Here is a 22,206-nt window from a genome sequence, read left to right on the forward strand (position 1 = left end):
GGCAAGCGCTTTCTAGCCCGGACATGCCAACCGCACACGCCTGCCAGAACGCACGCACGCTCACGTCGTTCCCTCGCACCACGCCCCCAGTCATGCGCGGAAAGGAAGCGTCACGTGCCGCATCACGACACGCCCCACCCCTTCTCCCTCCCCTCCCGGCCCTGGACCCGCAAGTCCTTCCTGCGCGGGATGGCCGCGGCCGGAGCCGCCCCGCTGCTCCCCGGCGTCCTCCCCACGGCCGCCCGGGCCGCGTCGGACCGGCCCGACTTCCCGCTGGTCCGGGGCGGCACCGCCGTCGAGCTGTACGTCGACGCGGCGGACGACCCCGCCGTGATCCGCGCGGCCGGTGACCTCCAGGCGGACCTCGAGCGGGTCAGCGGGGTCCGGCCGGTGCTGCGACACACAGTGCCGCAGACGGCAGCGGCGGGCCTCGTGCTCGTGGGCACCCTGGGCGCCAGTCCGGTGGTCGACCGGCTCGTCACCCAGGGGCGGCTGGACGTCTCCCGGGTGAAGGGACGCTGGGAGGCGTCCGTGACGCAGGTCGTGGAGCGGCCGCTGCCCGGCGTCGAGCGGGCCCTGGTGATCGCGGGCAGCGACCGGCGCGGCACGGTCTACGGCGTCTACGACACCTCGGAGCGCATCGGGGTCTCCCCCTGGTACTGGTGGGCCGACGTCCCCGTCCCCCGACGGGAGACCGTGACCGTGCCCGCGGGCCCGCTCAAGCGGTACGAGCCCTCGGTCCGCTACCGGGGCGTCTTCATCAACGACGAGCAGAACCTGACCACTTGGTCGCACCGCACCCAGGAGCCGGACAAGAACATCGGCCCCGAGACCTACAAACGCGTCTTCGAGCTGCTGCTCCGACTCAAGGCCAACTACCTGTGGCCGGCGATGCATCCGTACTCCGACTTCTTCAACAAGCACCGCGAGAACCCCGAACTCGCCGACCGCTACGGCATCGTCGTCGGCTCCAGCCACCCCGAGGCCCTGCTGCGCAACGGCGTCCACGAGTGGGAGCCGTGGGCGAAGGAGCATCCCGGCGCGGACGGCACCCCGCCGGTGTACGACTACACGGTGAACCCGGCCGTCATCTCCGACTACTGGAGAGCCCGGGCCAGACAGAACGCGTCGTACGAGAGCAGCTGGACGATCGGGATGCGCGGGCTGCACGACAGCGCGCTGGAGACGAAGTACGCCACGACGATCCCGGAGAAGGTCGCGGTGATGAACGACATCATCGCCGACCAGCGCCGCATCCTCGCCGAGGAGGTCGGGGCGGCGGCCGAGCCGCAGATCTTCATCCCGTACAAGGAGGTCCTGGAGCTGTACAACGCGGGCGTCCGGGTCCCCGACGACATCACGCTGATCTGGCCGGACGACAACCACGGCAACATGCGCCAGCTTCCGAACGACGCCGAGCGGGCCCGGGCCGGCGGCAACGGCATCTACTACCACCTGTCCTACTGGGGCCGTCCGAAGAGCTATCTGTGGCTGGACACCACCCAACTCGCCAAGGTCTGGCAGGAGTTGCGGCGGGTGTACGAGCACGGCGTCGACCGGATGTGGATCTTCAACGTCGGTGACGTCAAGTCGATCGAGACCGGTCTGTCGTTCAGCATGGACATGGCCTGGGACGTGGACCGGTGGGGCGCCGAGGACGTGGGCGACTTCCTGGCCGAGTGGTCGGGGCGGCAGTTCGGTCGGCGGTACGGCCGGGAGATCGCCGCGATCCGCACCGAGTACTACCGGCTCGCGGCCGAGCGGCGCCCGGAGTTCATCGACCCCGGGGTGTTCTCCGTGATCCACCACGGCGACGAGGCGGGCCGCCGCCTGGTCGCGTACGAGCGACTGCTCGCGCAGGTTCGGGCAGTGGGGGCCGAGGTGCCCGAGCAGTACCGGGACGCCTTCTTCGAGCTGGTCGAGTACCCGGTGCACGGGGCGTACCTGATGAACCTGAAGTACTACTGGGCGGACCGCAACGCGCTCGCGGTGCGGCAGGGACGCGGGGCCGGGACGAACCGCTTCGCCGACCTGGCGGAGGCGGCCCACGCCGAGGAGGCGGCGCTCACCAGGCGGTACAACACCCAGGTGGCGGGCGGGAAGTGGGACGGGATCGTCAACCCGTACCCGTCCCAGATCCCCAAGGCGCCGGGCCGCCCGGCCGTCACGCGGATCGCCCGGCAGGAGGCCTCGGGGCTGGGCGTGGCGGCCGAGGGCAACGAGACCGGGGCGGGCCGGCCGCTGTCCTTCTCCTCCTACACCCGCGACCGACGCTTCCTCGACGTCTTCAACACCGGTTTCCTGCCACTCGACTGGACGGCCGAGGCGAGCCACCCGTGGGTGCTGCTGAGCGCGGCGCAAGGCTCTCTCACCGAGCAGACGCGGGTGTGGGTGGAGATCGACTGGGCGCGGATGCCCGAGGGGACGTACGACGACGCCACCGTCGCCGTCAGCGGGGCCGGGCAGCGGATCGAGGTGCCGTTGTGGGTGGTCAATGACGGTGAGCGGGCGCGGCGGCGGGCGCGCGGGTTCGTGGCGGCCCACGGGTACGTCTCGATCGACGCGGTGCACACCGAGCGCCGGGTGGCGCGCGGCGGGGCGGGCTGGCGTGAGGTGCGCGGGCTGGGCCGCCGTACGGGCGCGCTGGAGGCGGTGCCGACGACAGTGGCTCCGGTGACCGCCGACTTCGCCACCAGGGCGCCGGAGTTGCGGTACCGGGTGCGCTTCGACGGCGCGGGCTCCTTCCCGGTCACCGTCTTCCGGCTGCCGTCCCTCGACGAGCGCGGCCACCGCCGGCTGGCCGTCGCCCTCGACGAACAGCCCGCCACCGTCCTCGCCGGCCAGTCCGTCGCCACCGGCAACAGGGGCGACGCCTGGGCCCGCAACGTGGAGGACGGTGTCGAGAAGCTGACCGCCAGGGTGACGGTGGACGAGCCCGGTGAGCATGTCCTGCGGATCTTCATGGTCGACCCGGGCATCGCGGTGGACCAGATCGTCATCGACACCGGCGGGCTGCCGGTCAGCTATCTCGCGCCACCGGAGAGCTACCACGCGGAGTTCAACCCGGACCCGGACCGGGCGGCGGCTCCGCGGTCCTACTGAACGGCCCTGCCGGTGTGTCCGCCGTGAGGTGGTGCTGCCGTTCGGGTGGCGTCGTGCGCGTTCACCCGTTCGGAGTATCGGGCGGCTCCGGGGCGTTCCAGTCGTAGGGTCCGCCGCCGCGCCACTCGATCAGTTCGGGGTCGTCGACGGCCCGGTCCTTGCCGGGCAGGCCCGCGCGGTGCACCAGGTCCATGACGTCGAACAGGTTGTACGCGGTGCCGGTCGGCTCGCCGCGGATCGTCACCTGACGCCCGCCGTCCGACGCCGGCGGCAGCACCACCACGGGGGGACGCGTGCTCATGACACCACCATGCGCTCTGCGCGGCCGGAACGCAGCCCGGCGCACCGGGCGAACAGGCCCGGATCGGTGCTCAGCGCTGGTAGAGACCGACGAGGGTTCCGCTGGCCAGTTGCTGCTCGTCGAGCACCCTGTGGGCTTCGACGGCGGTGGGGGCCTCCGGGAGGGAGACGGGGCCGCCGAGGGCGTACAGGCGGAAGAAGTACCGGTGCGCGTCGTCGCCCACCGGGGGCAGCGGGCCGGCCCAGCCGGATTCCCCGAAGCCGTTGGTGTGCGGGTGACTGCCCGGGGTGGTCCGGCCGGCGGGCAGTCCGTCCGCGTGCGGGTCGATGCCGGTGACCAGCCAGTGCACGAACGTCCCCGACGGCGCGTCCGGGTCCTCGCACAGCAGGGCCAGCTCCACCGCCTCGTCGGGCACTCCGGACCAGGCCAGGGGCGGGGAGAGGTTCTCGCCCTCCCAGGCGTGCCTGCGCGGGATCATCTCGTGGTCGTGGAACGCGGAGCTCTTGAGTTCGATGTCGGTCATGCGCGCCGCAGTACCCACCCGGACGCGGGCCACACGCGACGCCGGACCGGCCCGGGCGCGCCCTTCGCGGTCGCCGCCGGGCCCCGTTTCGTCGTCCGCCCGCCGGGAACTCGGCGCCTGCGCCGACCTTCGAGGGAGGAGGGCGCCGTGGCATTCCGCGACCGTACTCACGCCGGGCAGGAGCTCGCCCTGCGGCTGGTGGAGTGGGCCGACGCCGGTGACCTGGTCAATCTGCTCGTGCTGGCCCTGCCGCCCGGCGGGGTGCCCGTCGCCGCCGAGGTGGCCCGTGCGCTGCGTGCCCCGCTGGACGTGCTGGTCGCGAGCGAGATCGCCACGCCGATCCGGCCGGAGACGACGATCGGGGCGATCGTCGCGGACGATCCGCCGCTGTACGACCGGCAGAGCCTGGCGATGATGCATCTGTCCGAGGACCGGCTCGGCGACGTCGTCGCCCGCGAGCGGGGCGAGCTGCACCGCCGTGAGTGCGCCTACCGCGGCCACCGCCCGCTCCCGTCCATCACGGCCCGCACGGTCGTCCTGGTCGACGACGGCCTGACCACCGGCCTCACCGCCACGGCGGCGCTCCGCTTCCTGCGCCGCCACGGACCGGCCCGCCTCATCCTCGCCGTCCCCGTCGGCAGCCCCCGCACGACGGCGGCGCTCCGCCCCGAGTGCGACGACCTGGTCTGCCTCGAACAGCCCCCGTCCCTCCACGCGGTCGGTGAGTGGTACGAGGACTTCGGCCGGATCCCCGAGGCCCGGGCCGCCGAGACGCTCCAGGCGTTCCACGCCACGGCCTGATGCCTCGATTCCCGTGCCAGGGTGGGGCCATGGTCATAGAAGTTCGTCCGGCTTCGGTCTTCGAGGACGTCCGTGCGGTGGTCGGCCCGAAGTCGCCCACGGCCAGCGTGTGTTGGTGTCTGGGCCACCGCATCCCGTCGAAGCTGAACAAGGAGCTCCAGGGGCCGGCCCGCGGCGCGTACGTGGCCGAACTGTGCCGTGCCGATCCGCCTCCGGGAGTGATCGCCTACGACGGTGACGAACCGGTCGGCTGGGCCGCGGTGGCGCCGCGTTCGGCCACGTCCTTCGCGCGCAACCGCAAGATCCCGCACGTCGACGACCTGCCGGTGTGGTCGCTGTGGTGCGTCCGCGTCCGCCCGGGCCACCGCAAGCAGGGCATCACGCACGCCCTCATCGCCGGCGCGGTCGACTTCGCCCGCGATCGCGGTGCGCCGGCGGTCGAGGCGTACCCCTTGGACAACGGGGACGCCCGGGTCGACCTGACGATGGCCTACGCCGGGATCCGCAAGAACTTCGAACGGGCCGGCTTCGTCCACGCCGCCGACACCACCTCCGTGCTGGCCGGTCACCCCCGGATCCTGATGCGGCTCGATCTGCGCTGACGGATCGGGCGCAGGGTGCGGGGCCGCCTGCCTGCTCAGTGCACCGAGAAGCCGCCGTCCACGAAGATCGACTGCCCGGTGACGTAGGCGGAGGCCCGGCTCGCGAGGAACACCGCCGCGCCGGCGAAGTCCTCGGCCAGGCCGTTGCGCCCGACCATCGTGCGGGCGGCGAGCGCCGCCACCTTCTCGGGGTCGGACGACAGACGCGTGTTGAGGGGCGTCATGACGAAGCCCGGCACGAGCGTGTTGCAGGTGACGCCGTACGGCGACCAGGCCTCGGCCTGGGAGCGGGCCAGCGACTCCAGCGCGCCCTTGGACACGCCGTAGGCGCCGCTCTGGACGAACGCCCGGTGCGCCTGCTGGGAGGTGATGTGGATGATCCGTCCGAAGCCCCGCTCGGCCATGCCGGGTCCGAACCGCTGCCCCAGCAGATGGGGAGCCTCCAGGTTCACGGCCATCGTGGTGTCCCAGACGTCCTCGCCCAGCTCGCCGATCGGCGGCCGCAGGTTGATCCCGGCGCAGTTGACGAGGATGTCGGGCTCACCGAACGCCTTCACAGCCCCCTCGGCCGCCGCCCGCACCCCGTCACGCGTACCGAGGTCGGCACTCACCCAGGCCGCCCGGCCGCCCTCGGCCTCCAACTCCCCGACCGTGGCGGCCAGTTCCGCCTCCCTGCGGGCCACGACCACCACACTCGCACCCGCGCGAGCGAGGGCCTCGGTAATGGCCCGGCCGATCCCGGAGCTGCCCCCGGTCACGACGGCCACCCGGCCTTCCAGCGAGAACAGTTCGGAGAGATATCCCTGCGACGTCATACCCGCACCCTAGTGCGGGGCGCTGTCGCCGGGGGAACGCCCTCTCACACCGGTGTGGGCCCCAGGACCTGCCGCGGCGTAGGGGTCCGGCTCACCGGTCCTCGTCCGCCTCCGGCAGGTGAGCGCGCGTGCGGCCGGCCTCGTGGCCGAAGACCGACCAGCCGAGCAAGCGCCCCCGCCGCTCCGACGGGACGGGCGCCGGGGGCCGAACGCACCGGGTTCCGGGCGTTCGGCAGAGAACTCGGCTCGGACCGGTATGGGCACCTGCGCACCGCCCGCTCTTTCCGCCGCCCCTCGTGTGAGCCCGTCGTGTGCGGGCACTCGGGGGCCGCGGCGGGTCCGTCCGGGCCGCCGCCCCGTTCTGGAGGTGGAGACCATGGGTCATGGTGGAAACGTCATCGACGAGCTGGTGACCGATCACCGCGAGGTGGAGGAGATGTTCGGCCGGATCGAGGCGCTTCCGTACGGCGACAAGGACCGCAAGCTGGTCGCCGACCAGGTCACGATGGAGCTGGTGCGGCACTCGGTGGCCGAGGAGATGTACCTGTACCCGGCCGTGCGGGAGCACGTGACGGGCGGCGACGCCATCGCCGACCGGGAGATCGAGGACCACTCCAAGGCCGAGCAGATCATGAAGGACCTGGAGGGGTGCGACGCCGACGACGCCGAGTTCGACCGGCTGATCGGGATGCTGATGACGGAGGTCCGCTCGCACATCGCCGACGAGGAGCAGAACCTCTTCCCCAACCTGCGCGCCGCCTGCCCCCCGGAGGCGCTCGACGCCCTGGGTGACAAGGTGCGTCAGGCGAAGAAGATGGCGCCGACCCGCCCGCACCCGTCCGCCCCGGACAAGCCGCCTGCCAACAAGCTGCTGGCGCCGGGCGCCGGCCTCGTCGACCGGCTGCGGGACGCGCTGACGGGGCGCGGCAAGGAGGACTGACCCCTCGGCGTACGCCCCCGGGACCCGGAGCCGGGCAGGGCTCAGGCGATGAGCGCCCGGCCCGGGTCGAGGCGTTCGTGCAGTGCGGGGCGGTGCAGGCCGGCCACGGGGGCGAGGAGGTCCGGGTGGCGCAGGAGGGCCGCGGCCTGGCGGTCCCGGGCGTCGGGCGACACCAGACGGCGGAACTGGACCGGCACGCCGGTCGCGTGACCGCCGTCGGCGATCGCGGCGACCGCCAGCCGGGCCAGTGCGTCGTCGGTGAGCAGACAGGCCGCCCAGCTGGCGACGACCTCGTCCACCCAGGTGCGCCAGGCGAAGTCGTCCGTCTCGTCGTGCGCGGTCGCGTCCGCGCCGGTGAGCCAGTCCAGCGCGGCCGAGCCGCCGGGCCCGGCCATCCCGACCAGGGCGGCGTCCGTCGGCGTGGGGTAGCGCAGCCACGCCGCGACCGTGACGGCCTGGCGGGCCTGCACCTCGCCCAGCGCGGCGGCGAGCGCGCCGCCGCACGCCGGGTAGGAACGCGTCAGCCACTGGGTGGTCGCCGCGATGAGCGGGGAGAGGTCTGCGAGCACTGCGGGGCCGTCCGAGGTACTGGCGGGCACGGAATCCCTCAAACGGTAGCCCGGCACCCCGTCCGGCCGACATGCCTCAGGGGTCGCGGACGACGTGGCTTCGCCCACACCCCGCCCACCCCCGCTCACACCTCGCGCGCGCCCGCCCCACGTCGGCGGGGCGGGTTCAGCCCGCCAGGTGGTAGACGTGGAACGCCCGGCCGATCACCGGCTGGGCGACGTTGCGGACCTTCACTCCGCCGCTGGTCATGCCGTGCTCGGTGCCGAGATGGGCGTGGCCGTGGACGGCGAGGTCGGCGCCCGCCGTGTCGATGGCCTCGGCCAGCAGGTAGCTGCCGAGGAACGGGTAGATCTCGGGGGGTTCGCCGGCCAGGGTGTCCGGCACCGGGGAGAAGTGGGTGAGGGCGACGCGTACGTCGCAGTCCTGGTCCCGCAGCTCCTCCAGGGAGGCCCGCAGGGTGTCCGCGCGGTGGCGTGAGTACCGGACGAACTCCCGCATGATCGGCTCGCCGAACTCGCCGGCGCAGCGGCCCACGAACCCGCCGCCGAAGCCCTTGGTGCCGGCCACGCCGATGCGCGCGCCGCCGTTGTCCACGACGGTGGCCTGGCCTTCGAGGACCCGGGCGCCCGCGTCCTGGAGGACGGCGGTGACCTCCTCGGGGCAGTCGGCGTGGTGGTCGTGGTTGCCGAGGACCGCGACCACAGGGACCGCGAGGTCCTTGATCTCCCGTGCGACGACCTGGGCCTCCTCGACGGTGCCGTGCCGGGTGAGGTCCCCGGCGAGCAGCAGGACGTCGGCGCTCTCGTGCAGGGTCTCGAACGAGGGACGGAGCGCGCCCTGGCTCTCCGGGCCCATGTGGATGTCCCCGACGGCCGCGATGCGGATCATTCGACCTCCTCGGCATGGTCGGGCGCCGCGTTGTCCGCGACCACGAGGTCGCAGTGGACGGGGTGTCCCGGCAGCTCCGCGCGGGCGCTGCGCAGGACGTCGTCGCGGCACTGGGCGGAGGGCACGGTGCCGGTCAGCAGGATCGCCTCACCGCGGATCTCGATGCGCACGCCCAGCTCACCGAGGGGCCCGGCGGCCAGGTGGTCGGTGAGATGGGCCACGAGGTAGTCCAGGTTCCGCGCGCCGCCCGTGCCCTGGGCGGGCCGGGTGCCGGGGCCGCTCATCGCTGCTCCTCCCGTGCGGAGATCACGTTCAGCCGCTCCAGGAGGAAGAAGAACGCGGCGGGCATCGGCTCGTCCCCGCAGGAGCGTCGTACGTCCTCCCAGTCGACCTTCTCGCGCAGCGCCCGGGCCGCGGCGAGCACCGGCCCGAAGTCGCAGTAGTGCTCGGAGAACGCCTGGATCAGCCCGCGCATGAGATCGGTGGGCGCCAGTACGGGCATGAGCACCGAGTCGACGGGGATCTCCTGTGCCCGGGCCAGGAGGTCGGTGGTGACGGGGCGGTGGGCCATCTCGAACAGGAGGTCGACCTCCTGGCCGAGGCACGTGGTCTTCATCAGCCAGTCCTCCGGCGGCACACGGACCGTGAGGCCGGCTTCGGCCAGTGTGCCGGCCACCGCTTCGGCGTCGGAGCGGCGCACGCAGAAGTCGGCGTCGTGCTGGAGGTGCCCGCTGCCGCCGTGGGCGTACACGGCCACGCTGCCGCCCAGGGCGAAGGTGTGCCCGCCGCGTTTCAGCAGCGCGCCGATCTGCTTGGCGGCCTCCAGGATCGCCTGGCTGCGGTCCCGGGGCAGTTCCTGGCTGTTCAGCGGGCGCGGTTCCCGCGCGGTCGGCTCGACGGGGCCGTTCCCGACCGGGCGCAGCTCGGGAAATCCGGGCTGCCGAGCGGGCGCCGTGTCCTCCCGGTTCCTCGTCATCACGCCTCCGTTCCCCACCCGGTCCGGCCGGGGCTCGGTGAAGGCCCCGAGTACCCGCCTGGCACGGTTTCGACCCCGCGCCCCGAAGGAGCGCGGGGAACTGCGCGACCGGCCCCCGACGGCGCCGCGGTCGAACGACGCGCCCCAGGGCGACCACGACCCCGCCGGCGGAGCGCCTACGCCGCCGTGTAGCCGAGCTGGCGCCTCATGTAGGGCGTCATGAGGTGCTTCGCCTTGGCAAGGGTGGTGGTGCGGCCGCCGAGGACCGCGGTCTCGCCGCCCGGCACCGGCAGCATCGTCACGCCGTCGGCGGGGCCGAACGGGACGATGAGCGGGGTGCGGTGGACCGGCCGGTAGAAGCGGGGCTCCTTGCGGTGCTTCCCGGCGCTGTTCAGGTAGGCGCGGATGTTGTGGGCGGCCAGGTCGGCCTGGGCGAGCGCGGCCGGGGTGATCTTGACCTCGGTGGCGTCGTTGACGTCGCCGACCGCGAACACGTCCAGCCATCCCTGGACCCGCAGGGCCTGGTCGACCTTCACATGGCCGGACGCGTTCAGCCAGTCGCCGTGCCCGGCCAGCCGCAGCCAGAGCGTGTTGGGCGTGGTGCCGGTCGCCCAGAAGGAGCGGTCGGCCTCGATGACGTTGCCGCGGGCGTCGCGGTAGGTGCCGAAGTCGTTGCCGGGGGACATGAAGGCGTCCAGCCACACGTCGACGTCGTGCGCCTCCAGCCAGCCGCGCGCCTTGCGGCCGGCCCGCACGCTGCCCGTGGCGTGCAGCAGTTCGGGCCCGGAGTGGGCGAGGGTGACCCGGGCGTCCGGACGGGCGAGGCGGATCTCGGCGCTGAGTTCGACCCCGGAGGGGCCGCCGCCGACGATCAGGACGTGTTCGGCGGTGGCGATGTGCTGCTGGTGCGTGGCGAAGGCCTTCGCGGCCTCCTCGGCGGTGGTGCCGGCGAAGCGGGCCGGTTCGGGGTAGTCGGCGCCGGTCGCGATCACCAGGACGTCGTACGGGAGCCGCTCGCCGGTCGCGAGGACGACCTGACGCTCGGTGGTGTCGATGCGGACGGCCTTGCCGACGGCCACTCGGCCGTTGCGCAGCAGGCGGTCGTACGGGATGAACGCGGCGTGCGACCACTCACGGCGCACGCCGGCGCGCAGGGAGGCGATGCGGTGGAAGAAGACATCCTTGCGGTCCACCAGCGTGACCCGTGCCGTGGTGTCCAGTCGCTTCGCGAGACGGACGCCGGCGTAGCCGCCGCCGATCACCACTACGTCGCCGTCGAGCACGCCGGGTCTCCTGTGCAGGTGGGGGGAAGGAGGGGCGAGTGGCGCGGCGGGCGGGCCGCATCCGGCCACTCGGCCACCTCTGGCCACTCCCCTTTCGGCGAGCCTAGCGCTTGAAACATAAAGAATTGATGGGGCTCGGTGTGCGTTGTGTGAAGGGTGCGCGCCGTGCGGTGCCGGGGCACGGCGAAAGACGTCCAGGCCGGCCCGTGGGGGCCGGCCTGGACGTTCGGTGCGGGGTGGATCAGACGCGGATCAGACGAGGTCGAACCGGTCCAGGTCCATGACCTTGGTCCACGCCGCGACGAAGTCGTTCACGAACTTCGCCTTCGCGTCGTCGCTCGCGTAGACCTCGGCGAGGGCGCGCAGCTCGGAGTTGGAGCCGAAGACCAGGTCGGCACGGGTGCCGGTCCACTTGACCTCACCGGAGGCGTCACGGCCCTCGAACGTGGTCTGGTCGGCGGACGTGGACTTCCAGGTCGTGCCCAGGTCGAGCAGGTTGACGAAGAAGTCGTTGGTCAGCTTGCCCGGGGTCTCGGTGAAGACACCGTGCTGCGAGCCGCCCTGGTTGGCGCCGAGGACGCGCAGGCCGCCGACGAGGACGGTCAGCTCGGGGGCGCTCAGGGTGAGCAGGTTGGCGCGGTCGAGCAGCAGGTACTCGGCCGGCAGGCGGTTGCCCTTGCCGAGGTAGTTGCGGAAGCCGTCCGCGGTCGGCTCCAGCGCGGCGAAGGACTCGGGGTCGGTGTGCTCCTCGGTGGCGTCCACGCGGCCCGTGGTGACGGGGACCGTCACGTCGAACCCGGCGTCCTTGGCAGCCTTCTCGACCGCGGCGGCACCGCCGAGGACGATCAGGTCGGCCAGGGAGACCTTCTTGGCGCCGGAGTTGAACTCGGCCTGGACGCCCTCGAGGACGCGCAGGACCTGGGCGAGCTCGTCCGGGTCGTTGACCTCCCAGCCGCGCTGCGGCTCCAGGCGGATACGGGCGCCGTTGGCACCGCCGCGCTTGTCGCTGCCGCGGAACGTCGAGGCCGACGCCCAGGCGGTGGACACGAGCTGCGAGACCGTTAGGCCCGAGGCGAGCAGCTTGGCCTTGAGCGCCGTCACGTCGGCGACGTCGATGGCCTCCCCCTCGGCCTGCGGCAGCGGGTCCTGCCACAGCAGCGTCTCCGCCGGGACCTCCGGGCCGAGGTACAGGGACTTCGGGCCCAGGTCACGGTGGGTCAGCTTGTACCAGGCGCGGGCGAAGGCGTCCGCGAACTCGGCCGGGTTCTCGTGGAAGCGCTTGGAGATCGGCCCGTAGATCGGGTCGAAGCGCAGCGAGAGGTCGGTGGTGAGCATCGTCGGCAGCTTCTTGGAGTCGCTGTGGGCGTCGGGGATGATCGCCTCGGCGTCCTTGGCCACCCACTGGTTGGCGCCGGCGGGGCTCTGGGTCAGCTCCCACTCGTAGCCGAAGAGGATGTCGAAGAAGTCGTTGCTCCACTGGGTGGGCTTGGTGGTCCAGGTCACCTCGAGGCCGGAGGTGATGGCGTCACCGGCCTTGCCGGAGCCGTAGGTGGACTTCCAGCCCAGGCCCTGCTCCTCCATGGAGGCGGCCTCGGGGTCGTTGCCCACGTGGTCGGCCGGGCCGGCGCCGTGGGTCTTGCCGAAGGTGTGGCCACCGGCGATGAGGGCGACGGTCTCCTCGTCGTTCATCGCCATCCGGCGGAACGTCTCGCGGATGTCGCGGGCCGCGGCGATCGGGTCCGGGTTGCCGTTCGGGCCCTCGGGGTTGACGTAGATCAGGCCCATCTGGACGGCGCCGAGCGGGTTCTCCAGCTCGCGGTCGCCGGTGTAGCGCTGGTCGTCGAGCCAGGTGGTCTCGGGACCCCAGTAGACGTCCTCGTCGGCCTCCCAGACGTCGGCACGGCCGCCGCCGAAGCCGAAGGTCTCGAAGCCCATGGTCTCCAGGGCGACGTTACCGGTGAGAATCATGAGGTCGGCCCAGGAGATGGACTGGCCGTACTTCTTCTTGACCGGCCACAGCAGACGGCGGGCCTTGTCCAGGTTGCCGTTGTCCGGCCAGCTGTTCAGCGGCGCGAAGCGCTGCTGGCCACGGCCGCCACCGCCGCGGCCGTCGCTGATGCGGTAGGTGCCGGCGCTGTGCCAGGCCATGCGGACCATCAGCGGGCCGTAGTTGCCGAAGTCGGCCGGCCACCAGTCCTGCGAGGTGGTCAGCACCTCGGCGATGTCCCGTTTGACGGCCGCCAGGTCGAGGGCCTGGAACGCCTCGGCGTAGTCGAACTCCGCGCCGAGCGGGTTCGCCACGACGGGGTCCTTGGCGAGAATCTTCAGATTGAGCCGCTCCGGCCACCACTGACGGTTGCCGCCGCCCTGCGTCGGGTGGGGGGCGCGATCGTGCGCGACGGGGCAGCCGCCGGTGCCCTCCGCCTTCGCGTCGGTGACGATCGCATCGGGGTTCTCAGCCATGGGAAACCTTCCGGACTAGGTGGATCACAGTGCTGGGGGCGCACTGTTGGCGGTGGAACAGTCGGGGCACAGGCCCCAGTAGATGACCTCGGCCTCGTCGATGGCGAAGCCGTGGTCGTCGGACGCGGTCAGACAGGGCGCCTCGCCGACCTCGCAGTCGACGTCGGCGACGACACCGCACGACCGGCACACGATGTGGTGGTGGTTGTCGCCGATCCGCCCCTCGAAGCGGGCCGGGCTGCCGGCCGGCTCGATACGCCTGATGAGTCCCGCCGCGGTGAGTGCGTGGAGGCCCTCGTACACCGCTTGCAGGGAGACATGACCTACGCGATCACGCACCCCCGAGGCGATGGCCTCGACGCCGAGGTGGTCACCGGCCCGGACGGATTCCAGCAGCGCGACTCGCGCAGCCGTCACCCGCAGGCCGGCACCGCGGAGCTCCTCGGCGGGGGTCGGAGTCTGGGATGCGGTCATGACGGACAACCTACCTTGCTAAACACGAATGATTCAAGAAAACGAACGATGAAGCTTTGGCGGCCCCACGGTCCCCTTCCGTCGACGCACTTGCCCCTGCCTGCACCTCCCAAAGCGCGAAAAATCATCTTTTCCGACATCGAGTCATCCCTTTCTGTCAAGGCCTGGAGTGGTCGCAATCCCCTGTACTCGATGGAGGTACATCGCATGCTCGGCAGACATACCGCGGCTGGCCGCCGCACCGCCCTGACCGTCTTCGGCGCCCTCGTCCTCAGCGGCGTCACCTCGGCCGCGGCGGCCGGGCCGCCCCCCGCGCCGGTGCCCGCGTCCACCGCCGCGCAGACCCTCGGTGCCGACCGGCCGTCCAAGGCGGTGCTGCGGGCACTGGAGCGAGACCTCAAGCTGAAGCCGGGACAGGCGGCCGACCGGCTGGTCAACGAGGCGGAGGCGGGCGTACGCGCCGGTCGCCTGCGCAACTCGCTGGGCGAGCGCTTCGCGGGGGCCTGGCTGCGGGGGACGACCGCCGCTGAGCTCACCGTCGCGACCACGCGGGCCTCCGACGTGTCCGTCATCCAGGCCCAGGGCGCGAAGGCCGCGGTCGTCAAGCGGACGCTGGGCGAGCTGCGGGCCGTCAAGGAGAAGCTGGACAAGGCGGCCACCCGGGTCAAGACGCGTGAGACACCGGTCTGGTACGTCGACGTGCCGACGAACCGGGTCGTCGTCCAGGCGACCAAGCAGTCGGCGGCCACCGCCTTCATCAAGGCCGCCGGCGTCGCGGACGAGGGCGTCGGGATCCGGGTGTCGGCGCAGCGGCCCCGGCTGCTGGCGGACCTGGTCGGCGGCGAGGCCTACTACATCGAGGGCACCGCACGCTGCTCCATCGGGTTCTCCGTCACCAAGGGCGACCAGCAGGGCTTCGCCTCGGCGGGCCACTGCGGCGACCGGGGCGACTCGACCACCGGCTCCAACATGGCCGAGCAGGGCACGTTCCAGGCCTCCACCTTCCCCGGCAAGGACATGTCCTGGGTCGGCGTCAACGGCGACTGGACCGCCACGGCCGACGTGGACGGCGAGGACGGCGAGCGCACCCAGGTCACCGGCTCGGTCCAGGCGCTCGTCGGGGCGTCGATCTGCCGCTCCGGCTCCACCACCGGATGGCACTGCGGCACCATCGAGCAGCACGACACGAGTGTCAGTTACTCCCAGGGCACCGTGGACGGCGTCACCGAGACGACGGTGTGCGCCGAGCCCGGTGACTCCGGCGGCCCGTACCTCTCGGGGTCCCAGGCCCAGGGCGTGACCTCGGGCGGCTCGGGTGACTGCACGGACGGCGGCACCACCTTCTACCAGCCGATCAATCCGATCCTCAGCGACTTCGGCCTGGTCCTGAAGACCGCGGCGGCCCAGAAGGGCGCTCCCGCTCCGCAGGACAACGGGGCCGCCGACACCTGGACCGCGGACCGGGTCTACGAGGCCGGCGCCACGGTGACCCACGCGGGCGTCCGCTACCAGTGCCTCCTGACGCACCAGGCGCAGGGCAGATGGTCGCCGCTCGCCACTCCGGCGCTGTGGCAGAAGGTGTAAGCGGGTCGAGGAAGTCGTACGGCGTGGGGGGGGGGGGGGGGGCCCCCCCCCCCCCCCCCCCCCCCCCCCCCCCCACTCGACCCGCCCCTGCACTCCCCGTCGCTACGCCTCCGCCAGGAACGCGTACGCGGTGGCGACGAACGGGTCGTGGGCGCGGAAGCGGCGGGTGCACAGCGCGACCAGGGCCGTGCCCGTGTCGGGCCTGAAGCCCAGGAAGGCCTGCTGGCCGAGGGTGGCACCACTGTGGAAGTACATCGGCCCGCCGTCCGTGGGGTGCCGGAACCAGGCCGTCGTGTGCACGTGCCGGTGGCCGAGGCCGCGCCGCAGGACCGGTGTGCGCACCGCCCGCAGCGCGTCGGCGCACGGGGTGCCGGCCGGGTCGAGGTGGGCTTCGAGGAACGTGAGCAGGTCGTGCGGGGTGGCGCGGACGGCACCGGCCGCCGCGAAGCCGCCCGCGTCGAAGGGGAGGGCGGTGCTCTGCCCGTCCTTGCCGTGCCCGACGGCGTCGGTCTTCGGGTCCTCCGCGCGCAGGGCCGTACCGCTGAGGCCGAGCGGGCGCAGCAGCTGTGCGGCGAGGAGTTCCTCCCAGTCCGTGCCGGTCGCCGCCGCGAGGGCGTGGCCGAGTACGGCGACGCCGAAGTTGGAGTAGTGCCACCGGGTGCCGGGCCGGTGCCGCGGGCGGTGCCGCAGGAAGGCCTCGGTCACCCGTTCGGCCGGATAGCGGCCGTAGGGGTTGGTGCGCCAGGCGGGCAGCGCCCGTACGTAGAAGTCGGGAGGCAGGCCGGGCAGTCCGGCCGTGTGGGTGATGAGGTGGGCCAGCGTCACGGGCGCCGTGTCGGTGCGCCGGCCCGGTGCCAGGCAGGCGGCGGCCGACTCGCCGCCGGTCAGCGGGCCGCGCTGGACGAGGTGGGCCAGCAGCAGTCCGGTGAACGTCTTCGTGGCCGAGCCGATCTCGTAGCGCAGGTCCTCCCGGGCGACCGGCGGGGGCGCGGCGGTGCCGCCGCAGTGCAGTGTGCGTCGGCCGTGCCGGGAGACCGCGAAGACGGCGTCGGGTGCGTCGACGGCGTCGACGGCGCGCTCCAGACGCTCCCTGAGGGTGGCGTCGGCGGCTGGCGGGCCGCCCGGCCGGGCCTGCTCGGTGTCGTCGGCGATGCCCGGCCAGGGCAGGGGCGGGCCGCTCACGAGGCGACCTGGGTCAGTTCGGTCAGGGCGCGGGAGGTCGCCAGCACGGAGGCGAAGGCCGCGACCAGCGTCGGGTGGTAGATCATGTCGAACAGCTCGTCCGGCTCGCCCTGCGGCATCTCGCGTACGGCGGGCATGGCGCCGTCGGCCTGCTGTGCGGCGGCGAAGCCCTCCCAGGCCCGTTCGTCGAGGGTGGGGCGGGACAGACAGGCGTCCACGACGAGGAGTTCGCCGAGCAGGTCCCAGCGCCTCAGGTCCAGCCAGTCGTCGATCCAGACCGGCAGCCACATGGCGAGGTAGTCGGCGATGTCCGGCGGCAGGCCGCCCGGGTGCTCGCCCCAGTCGGTGAGGTGGAACACCGTGTGGGTGACGTCGTAGGCGATGTGCCCGCTGACCGTCCAGGGCTCGGGAGTGCGGCCGAGCCAGGTGGAGCCGACGATGTCCGCCTCGGGCGTGGAGGGCGTGAGGCCGAAGCGGCGCTGGAACGCGGAGAGCCCGAGGCGCCGGGTCGGGTCCAGTTCGAGGGCGGCCCAGCTGCGCGTCCGGTGGTAGAGGACGGTGGCGCGCTCCACCTCGGGTTCGTTGTACCCCAGTTCCTTGTAGGGCAGGTAGACCTCGAAGGGGATCGGCGAGAGCGGTTCGATGCGCTGGCCGCGCACCAGCATGCGGCCGCCGTCCAGGGTGTGCCGCCAGGTGTGGTCGAGGAGCTTGCGCGCCAGGTCGGCCTGCCGGGAGCCGGCCACGCCCTCACGGAAGAGCACCCGGCAGATGAGGGCCAGTTCGCCGACCGGTTTGAAGCGCTCCAGGAAGCCGACTTCCGGGTCGACGTCGGGTTCCAGACGGAATCCGTCGCGATGGGCCCACAGCCACTCCAGGGCGCGCACGCCGACGGTGTGCATCAGACGGGTGTCGGTCATCCGGGCACTCCTTCGGCCTCGCGGCTCAGGCAGGTGACGGTCTGTGCCGCGGCGAAGGCGGCCATGAGCGTGGAGTGGTAGCAGTGCAGGAAGCCCGGCTCGGTGTCCGCTCCGGCCTCCTGCTGGAAGGCCGCCTGCTGCGGGAGCGCGCCGGAGTCGAGCTGCGCCCGCGCGATCCGGGTCCAGGAGTCCTGGAGGGTCGCGGGGTCGGGCGGGGCAGGCAGGCTCGCGGCCACGACCAGCAGTTCACAGCCGAGGTCCCACATACCGGCGTCCAGGCAGGTGTCGAGCCAGGCCGGCAGCCAGTGCGCCAGGTAGGCGGCCAGGTCGGTGGGGACGCCCTCGGGGTCGCGGCCCCAGTCGGTGAGGTGGAAGACGACGTGGGTGAGCGCGTATCCCGAGGAGCGCTCGAACGTCCAGGGTTCCGGCAGGCCGCCCAGCCAGGTGCGGCGCAGTGTCGGTTCGTCCTGCTCCGGACGGTGGATGCCGCTGCGCCGCTCGGCCTTCAGCACCCCCAGCCGGCGGGTCGGGTCCTGCTCGGTGAGCCGCCAGCCCCGGGTGCGGGCCGTCGTCGCGGCGGCGGCCTCGTATCCGGGGTGCCGCAGTCCGGCCGACGCGAAGACGGAGTAGACCTCCAGCGGGTACGTCGCGAACGGCTCCAACCGCTGGAGGTGGCGGAACAGTTCGCCCCGGCCCGTCTGCTGCCAGGCGAACCGCAGCAGGTCCGCGGCGCACGCGTGCAGCGGGTCCCAGGGCGGGCTGTGCGCGCGGACGCTCGCACAGGTCTGGGCGAGTTCCCCGAGGGGTTTCCAGGTGGCGTCCACCTGGCCGTCCGCGGTGAGCGCGTCCTCGCCGAGCGCGAAGTCCTCGCGGTGTGCGGACAGCCAGGCGAACGCGGCGGTCCCGACGTCCCGGATCCCGCCGATGTCGAGGGCCGTCATACGAGGGCTCCGGCCGCCCGCACGACCCGCGCCGCCTGTACCTGGAGGGCGACCCGGGGGTCGTTGCCGCCCATCAGTTCCACGAAGTCCAGGCCCGCTTCCAGGCCGAGGGTGTCCGGGACCTCTTCGATGAGGGTCAGCCAGCGTCCCGCGCCGGCCGCCTGCTGCCAGTCCCTGCGGCGCACCGCCCGTACGAAGCCGCGGGCCACGTCGACCGGCCGGCGCCGGGCGGCGCGGGCGACCGCGCAGTCGTCGCCGGGCACGGCGAGGGGGGCCAGGACGGCGAGTTGGTGGGTCAGAACCTGCCAGGTCGCCGCGTCGAGCCAGGCGGCGTCGGGTTCCGTGAGGTCGTCCGTTCCGGATGGGCCGGCCGGGGCCGAGTCGAACCGCAGCAGGGTGCGCCTCATGGCCCAGTGGCTCCATCTGACGGTGGGTGCCGCGTCGGCACGCGGTGGAAAGGCCTCCACCGTGTTCCGGAACGCGGTAAGTGCTCCTGGGCCGGGCGGAGTCGGGAAGAGGACGTGCGGCAGCAGAAGGTCTGCTCCCAGCACGCGTACCGCCGCGAGGGCGAAGCTGCCCTCCGGGTCGTCCGCCCGGGCTGTGTCGGACATGCGCACGTGGTCTCCGCCCCGGAGGGCGGAGACCACGTCGGTCGCAAGGTCCTGCACAGCGCCCTGCAAGAGGGCCGAAGTGCCTGACTGCTCCATTCACTGCTCCCGTTCGGGGGTCCGCTCAGCCCTTCTTGGGGCGAGGGGTCGGCGGGGACAGCAGCAGCTTGGTGTCCGCGGAGAGCAGCGCCAGGGCGGCGCACTCCCGGCTGTCGCGGTAGACACCGTCGGGCTCGGCGGGGTCAAGTGCCGCTTCTAGGTCGGTCCGGACGTGGGTGATCTCTTCGATCGCCTTGTCAACGGAAGGCATATCACCATCTCCTCTGGGGTCAGCCATAGCCTCCACAACCCAGACCACCATATCGCCACAAAAGCCGCATCTTTTACCAGAAGGCGACATACGTCCCTTCTTCAACATTCCTCGCCTCCCTGGCCGTCGTGCGGCCGGCGTCCTGATCAACTCCCTTGCCCCGGTGGCACGTTGGACGACGACCGGTGTCGCGGTGCGGGGGCACCACTCCTGAGACCCACTCACACACGCCCCGCTGTCACAGATCGCGGGTCCGCCCGGTCAGTTGGGTGCAACCCGCTCACAGCAAGGAGATCACCGTGGAACCGCGTCTCGACTACTTCGGCCACCCCCTCGCCGGCAAGGTGCTCCGGCACCTCAACACCGCCGGCAAGCTGGTCTCGGACTCCACGCTGCCGGAAACCGTCCAGGAACTGGTGAAGATCCGCGCCAGCCAGATCAACGGCTGCGGCTTCTGCACCGACATGCACACCAAGGACGCGACCCACGCCGGGGAGACCGCTCAGCGTCTGCACCTCGTCGCGACCTGGCGGGAGGCCACGGTCTTCACGGAGGCCGAGCTCGCCGCGCTTGAGGTGGCCGAACAGGGCACCCGGATCGCCGACGCCGCGGGCGGTGTCACCGACGAGGCCTGGCGCGACGCCGCCAAGCACTTCGACGAGGACCAGCTCGTGGCGCTGATCTCCCTGCTCGCCGTCATCAACGCCTACAACCGCGTCAACGTCGTCAACCAGCAGCCCGCCGGGGACTACCAGCCCGGCCAGTTCGGCTGAACGGGCAGGTGGGTCATGGCGACAGGGTTGCCCTCCCTCCCCCGTCCCGTCGCCGTCGTGGTGGGCGCCGGCGGGGTGGTCGGAGCGGCGCACGTGGGGGTCGGATACGCGCTGGAGGAGCGCGGATTCAGACCGGACATGATCATCGGGACCTCGGTGGGCGCCCTCGACGGCGCCATCGCGGCCGCGCACCCCGACCGGGCCGAGCCGTGGCTGGACCATGTGTGGACCCAGCTGCGCCGTCGCGAGGTGTACCCGCTCGGCCATGTGACCTCACGGGGCAGCGTCTTCACCGACCGCGGACTGCGCCGACTGATCGCACGGGCCGAACTGCCGTCGCGGATCGAGGAGTTGGCGGTGCCGTTCACGGCGGTGGCGATGGACCTGGACACCGGCGCCGCGGCCCATCTCGACCACGGCGACCTCGAGTCGGCGCTGCCGGCCAGCGCGGCCATTCCCGGGATGCTGCCCCCGGTGGACCGCGCGGACCGCACGCTCGTCGACGGCGGAGTGATCGCGTACGTACCGGTGCTGGCCGCGCTGCGGGCCGGTGCGGCGAGCGTGGTGGTGGTGTCGAGCGGGCCGGAGAGCTCGCCGCCCCGGCCTCATGGGCAGCGCCGCAGTGCCGGGGCGATCGCCGCGCGGGCCGGGATGCTGTTGCTGCGCCACCAGATCGAGCGTGACCTGCACGAGGTGGCCCGGCACATCCCGACGGTGGTGCTCCCCACCGGCATCGACGCCTGGCCCGCCCCGTGGGACTTCGGCCACTCCCAGCGGCTGATCAGCACCGCGTCACGGACGGCCGGGCGCTTCCTGGACGGGCCGCGCGTCGGCGGGCCGGGCCTGTACCGGGTCGACGACCCTTCGGCGACGCCCGCGGGCCCGGGCGGTACGTCGACTTCCCCTTCCCCACTGGAGGCCGGCCTGTGAGTACCATCGCGTTCCTCAACATCGGCATGCACGGGCACGTCAACCCCACCCTGCCGGTGGTGGCCGAGCTCGTCCGGCGCGGCCACACGGTCACGTACCACACCTCGCCCGCGTTCCGGGCGGAGATCGAGGCCACCGGCGCGACCGTGCGGCTCTACCCCGGGGGCGAGCAGCCGCTCCCCGATCCGCCGACGCCCGTCACCCTGCTGGAGTCGCTCGCGAGCACCACCGTCCGGCTCCTGCCGACCGTGCTCGACGACCTGCGCCGGGACCGGCCCGACCTGATCGTCCACGACAGTTCCTGTCCGTGGGGCGCGGTGGCCGCCCGTGAACTCGGTGTGCCGGCGGCCTCGTCGTTCACCACGTTCGCCTTCGGCCGGCACGTCCCCAGCCCCACCGGCGCCTCCTGGGACCTGCTGGCCGGGGCGTGGGGCCAGCCCCGCAGCGTACGGGGATACGTCCGCTCCCGCCGCGAGCTGCGGCGCCGCTTCGACGCACGCGGCCTGCCCCTGGTCGACCTGCTGAACATCCGCCAGCCGCTCAACCTGGTCTACACCTCACGGGCGTTCCAGCCGGCCGTCGAGGACTTCGACGCGTCCTACCGTTTCGTCGGCCCGAGCATCGGCGCCCGCCCGGCCGACCCGTCGTTCCAGGCCGACCGGCTCCACGACCCGGTGCTGTACGCCTCGCTGGGCACGGTGTTCGGCGCCGACCCGAAACTGCTGCGGACGTTCGCGAGCGCGCTCGCCCCGCTGGGCGGGACCGTGATCGTCTCGACCGGGCAGACCGACCCGGACGCGCTGGGGCCGCTGCCGGCGAACGTGCTGCCCCTGCGGTTCGTGCCGCAGCTCGAAGTCCTGGACCGCGCGGCGCTGTTCGTCACCCACGGCGGGATGAACAGCGTGAACGAGGCGATGTACGCGGGGGTGCCGATGCTGGTGGTCCCGCAGGGCGCCGACCAGCCGATGACCGCCGCCCGCGTCGTCGAACTCGGCGCCGGTCTGTCCCTCGTTACCGAGGACGTCGCGAAGGGCTCCGTACGCGCCCTCGCCCGGCGTCTGCTGCACGAGCCCGGCTTCCGGACGGCCGCCGCCACCCTGAAGGCCGCCCAGCGCGAAGCGGGCGGGTACCGGCGGGCCGCCGACGAGCTCGAACAGTACATACGGGGCGGCGGCCCGGACCGTCCGGCGGTGGTCGCCGTCGATCCGTCGCAGCGGGGCTGA

The 22,206-nt window shown here is 72.7% G+C and carries 23 protein-coding genes; 8 read left to right on the plus strand and 15 right to left on the minus strand.

Features of this window, described 5'->3' with window-relative positions:
* Positions 1–114 precede the first annotated feature (114 nt).
* The gene (locus tag ACFZBP_RS13600; RefSeq protein WP_391412793.1) at positions 115–3,102 is read left to right on the plus strand and encodes a glycosyl hydrolase 115 family protein; all 2,988 of its coding nucleotides are present in this window, start codon (positions 115–117) and stop codon (positions 3,100–3,102) included.
* A gap of 61 nt (positions 3,103–3,163) precedes the next feature.
* Here the strand turns inward: ACFZBP_RS13600 and ACFZBP_RS13605 are convergent, their stop codons facing one another.
* Both ACFZBP_RS13605 and ACFZBP_RS13610 read right to left on the minus strand, forming a co-directional pair.
* Positions 3,164–3,403, minus strand: a complete 240-nt coding sequence (locus ACFZBP_RS13605) for a hypothetical protein (protein WP_383442376.1) — start codon at positions 3,401–3,403, stop codon at positions 3,164–3,166.
* A gap of 70 nt (positions 3,404–3,473) precedes the next feature.
* Positions 3,474–3,926 (minus strand): YbhB/YbcL family Raf kinase inhibitor-like protein, encoded by a 453-nt coding sequence (locus tag ACFZBP_RS13610; RefSeq protein ID WP_383442373.1) that lies wholly within the window; start codon positions 3,924–3,926, stop codon positions 3,474–3,476.
* A gap of 147 nt (positions 3,927–4,073) precedes the next feature.
* Between ACFZBP_RS13610 and ACFZBP_RS13615 the strand changes: the two genes are divergently transcribed.
* Both ACFZBP_RS13615 and ACFZBP_RS13620 read left to right on the plus strand, forming a co-directional pair.
* Entirely contained in the window at positions 4,074–4,727 is a 654-nt protein-coding gene (locus ACFZBP_RS13615; protein WP_391412796.1) for a phosphoribosyltransferase family protein, read from the plus strand.
* A 29-nt stretch (positions 4,728–4,756) separates the two neighbouring features.
* The gene (locus tag ACFZBP_RS13620) at positions 4,757–5,329 is read left to right on the plus strand and encodes a GNAT family N-acetyltransferase (RefSeq protein WP_391412798.1); all 573 of its coding nucleotides are present in this window, start codon (positions 4,757–4,759) and stop codon (positions 5,327–5,329) included.
* Between the two features lie 35 nt (positions 5,330–5,364).
* Here the strand turns inward: ACFZBP_RS13620 and ACFZBP_RS13625 are convergent, their stop codons facing one another.
* Positions 5,365–6,144: an SDR family NAD(P)-dependent oxidoreductase gene (locus tag ACFZBP_RS13625; protein ID WP_383442365.1), complete on the minus strand. Its 780-nt coding sequence runs from the start codon at positions 6,142–6,144 to the stop codon at positions 5,365–5,367.
* 376 nt (positions 6,145–6,520) lie between these two features.
* Between ACFZBP_RS13625 and ACFZBP_RS13630 the strand changes: the two genes are divergently transcribed.
* Complete coding sequence (locus ACFZBP_RS13630) at positions 6,521–7,084, plus strand: hemerythrin domain-containing protein (protein WP_391412802.1); 564 nt, start codon at positions 6,521–6,523, stop codon at positions 7,082–7,084.
* 41 nt (positions 7,085–7,125) lie between these two features.
* Here ACFZBP_RS13630 and ACFZBP_RS13635 read toward each other — a convergent pair whose 3' ends face one another.
* The 7 genes from ACFZBP_RS13635 to ACFZBP_RS13665 form a co-directional block, all read right to left on the minus strand.
* Positions 7,126–7,653, minus strand: a complete 528-nt coding sequence (locus ACFZBP_RS13635) for a hypothetical protein (protein WP_391413041.1) — start codon at positions 7,651–7,653, stop codon at positions 7,126–7,128.
* Positions 7,654–7,819: 166 nt separating this feature from the next.
* Positions 7,820–8,542 carry a metallophosphoesterase gene (locus tag ACFZBP_RS13640; RefSeq protein ID WP_383442359.1) on the minus strand — a complete coding sequence of 241 codons (723 nt, stop codon included), beginning with the start codon at positions 8,540–8,542 and terminating at the stop codon, positions 7,820–7,822.
* Positions 8,539–8,826 (minus strand): BON domain-containing protein, encoded by a 288-nt coding sequence (locus ACFZBP_RS13645; RefSeq protein ID WP_391412805.1) that lies wholly within the window; start codon positions 8,824–8,826, stop codon positions 8,539–8,541. Before ACFZBP_RS13645 ends, ACFZBP_RS13640 begins: the two co-directional genes overlap by 4 nt.
* Complete coding sequence (locus tag ACFZBP_RS13650; RefSeq protein ID WP_383442353.1) at positions 8,823–9,518, minus strand: hypothetical protein; 696 nt, start codon at positions 9,516–9,518, stop codon at positions 8,823–8,825. The genes ACFZBP_RS13645 and ACFZBP_RS13650 overlap by 4 nt, the downstream gene beginning before the upstream one ends.
* 176 nt (positions 9,519–9,694) lie before the next feature.
* Positions 9,695–10,801, minus strand: coding sequence for an FAD-dependent oxidoreductase (locus tag ACFZBP_RS13655; RefSeq protein ID WP_391412807.1), 1,107 nt, complete (start codon positions 10,799–10,801; stop codon positions 9,695–9,697).
* Positions 10,802–11,053: 252 nt separating this feature from the next.
* On the minus strand, positions 11,054–13,264 hold the full coding sequence (katG, locus tag ACFZBP_RS13660; RefSeq protein WP_391412810.1) for a catalase/peroxidase HPI: 2,211 nt from the start codon (positions 13,262–13,264) through the stop codon (positions 11,054–11,056).
* A gap of 24 nt (positions 13,265–13,288) precedes the next feature.
* A complete protein-coding gene (locus ACFZBP_RS13665; protein ID WP_383442342.1) occupies positions 13,289–13,738 on the minus strand; it encodes a Fur family transcriptional regulator in 450 nt (149 codons plus the stop codon).
* A gap of 207 nt (positions 13,739–13,945) precedes the next feature.
* Between ACFZBP_RS13665 and ACFZBP_RS13670 the strand changes: the two genes are divergently transcribed.
* Positions 13,946–15,322 carry an alpha-lytic protease prodomain-containing protein gene (locus tag ACFZBP_RS13670; RefSeq protein ID WP_391412813.1) on the plus strand — a complete coding sequence of 459 codons (1,377 nt, stop codon included), beginning with the start codon at positions 13,946–13,948 and terminating at the stop codon, positions 15,320–15,322.
* Positions 15,323–15,424: 102 nt separating this feature from the next.
* Here the strand turns inward: ACFZBP_RS13670 and ACFZBP_RS13675 are convergent, their stop codons facing one another.
* Genes ACFZBP_RS13675 through ACFZBP_RS13695 form a run of 5 tightly spaced genes read right to left on the minus strand, consistent with a single transcriptional unit; the run spans position 15,425 to position 19,280 of the window.
* Positions 15,425–16,504 carry a serine hydrolase gene (locus ACFZBP_RS13675; RefSeq protein WP_391412816.1) on the minus strand — a complete coding sequence of 360 codons (1,080 nt, stop codon included), beginning with the start codon at positions 16,502–16,504 and terminating at the stop codon, positions 15,425–15,427.
* Complete coding sequence (locus tag ACFZBP_RS13680) at positions 16,501–17,421, minus strand: DUF6895 family protein (protein ID WP_391412818.1); 921 nt, start codon at positions 17,419–17,421, stop codon at positions 16,501–16,503. The genes ACFZBP_RS13675 and ACFZBP_RS13680 overlap by 4 nt, the downstream gene beginning before the upstream one ends.
* Entirely contained in the window at positions 17,418–18,362 is a 945-nt protein-coding gene (locus ACFZBP_RS13685; RefSeq protein WP_391412820.1) for a DUF6895 family protein, read from the minus strand. The genes ACFZBP_RS13680 and ACFZBP_RS13685 overlap by 4 nt, the downstream gene beginning before the upstream one ends.
* Complete coding sequence (locus tag ACFZBP_RS13690; RefSeq protein ID WP_391412822.1) at positions 18,359–19,069, minus strand: hypothetical protein; 711 nt, start codon at positions 19,067–19,069, stop codon at positions 18,359–18,361. Before ACFZBP_RS13690 ends, ACFZBP_RS13685 begins: the two co-directional genes overlap by 4 nt.
* A gap of 25 nt (positions 19,070–19,094) precedes the next feature.
* The gene (locus ACFZBP_RS13695; RefSeq protein WP_062715965.1) at positions 19,095–19,280 is read right to left on the minus strand and encodes a hypothetical protein; all 186 of its coding nucleotides are present in this window, start codon (positions 19,278–19,280) and stop codon (positions 19,095–19,097) included.
* A gap of 299 nt (positions 19,281–19,579) precedes the next feature.
* On the opposite strand from ACFZBP_RS13695, the gene ACFZBP_RS13700 reads away from it, so the two are divergent.
* The 3 genes from ACFZBP_RS13700 to ACFZBP_RS13710 are packed head-to-tail and all read left to right on the plus strand — an operon-like array spanning position 19,580 to position 22,206.
* Positions 19,580–20,053: a carboxymuconolactone decarboxylase family protein gene (locus ACFZBP_RS13700; protein ID WP_391412824.1), complete on the plus strand. Its 474-nt coding sequence runs from the start codon at positions 19,580–19,582 to the stop codon at positions 20,051–20,053.
* A 15-nt stretch (positions 20,054–20,068) separates the two neighbouring features.
* Entirely contained in the window at positions 20,069–20,983 is a 915-nt protein-coding gene (locus ACFZBP_RS13705) for a patatin-like phospholipase family protein (protein ID WP_391412826.1), read from the plus strand.
* The gene (locus tag ACFZBP_RS13710; RefSeq protein WP_391412828.1) at positions 20,980–22,206 is read left to right on the plus strand and encodes a macrolide family glycosyltransferase; all 1,227 of its coding nucleotides are present in this window, start codon (positions 20,980–20,982) and stop codon (positions 22,204–22,206) included. Before ACFZBP_RS13705 ends, ACFZBP_RS13710 begins: the two co-directional genes overlap by 4 nt.

Origin of the sequence: Streptomyces sp. NPDC008086, assembly GCF_042957325.1 — a bacterium.
Lineage (GTDB): Bacteria > Actinomycetota > Actinomycetes > Streptomycetales > Streptomycetaceae > Streptomyces.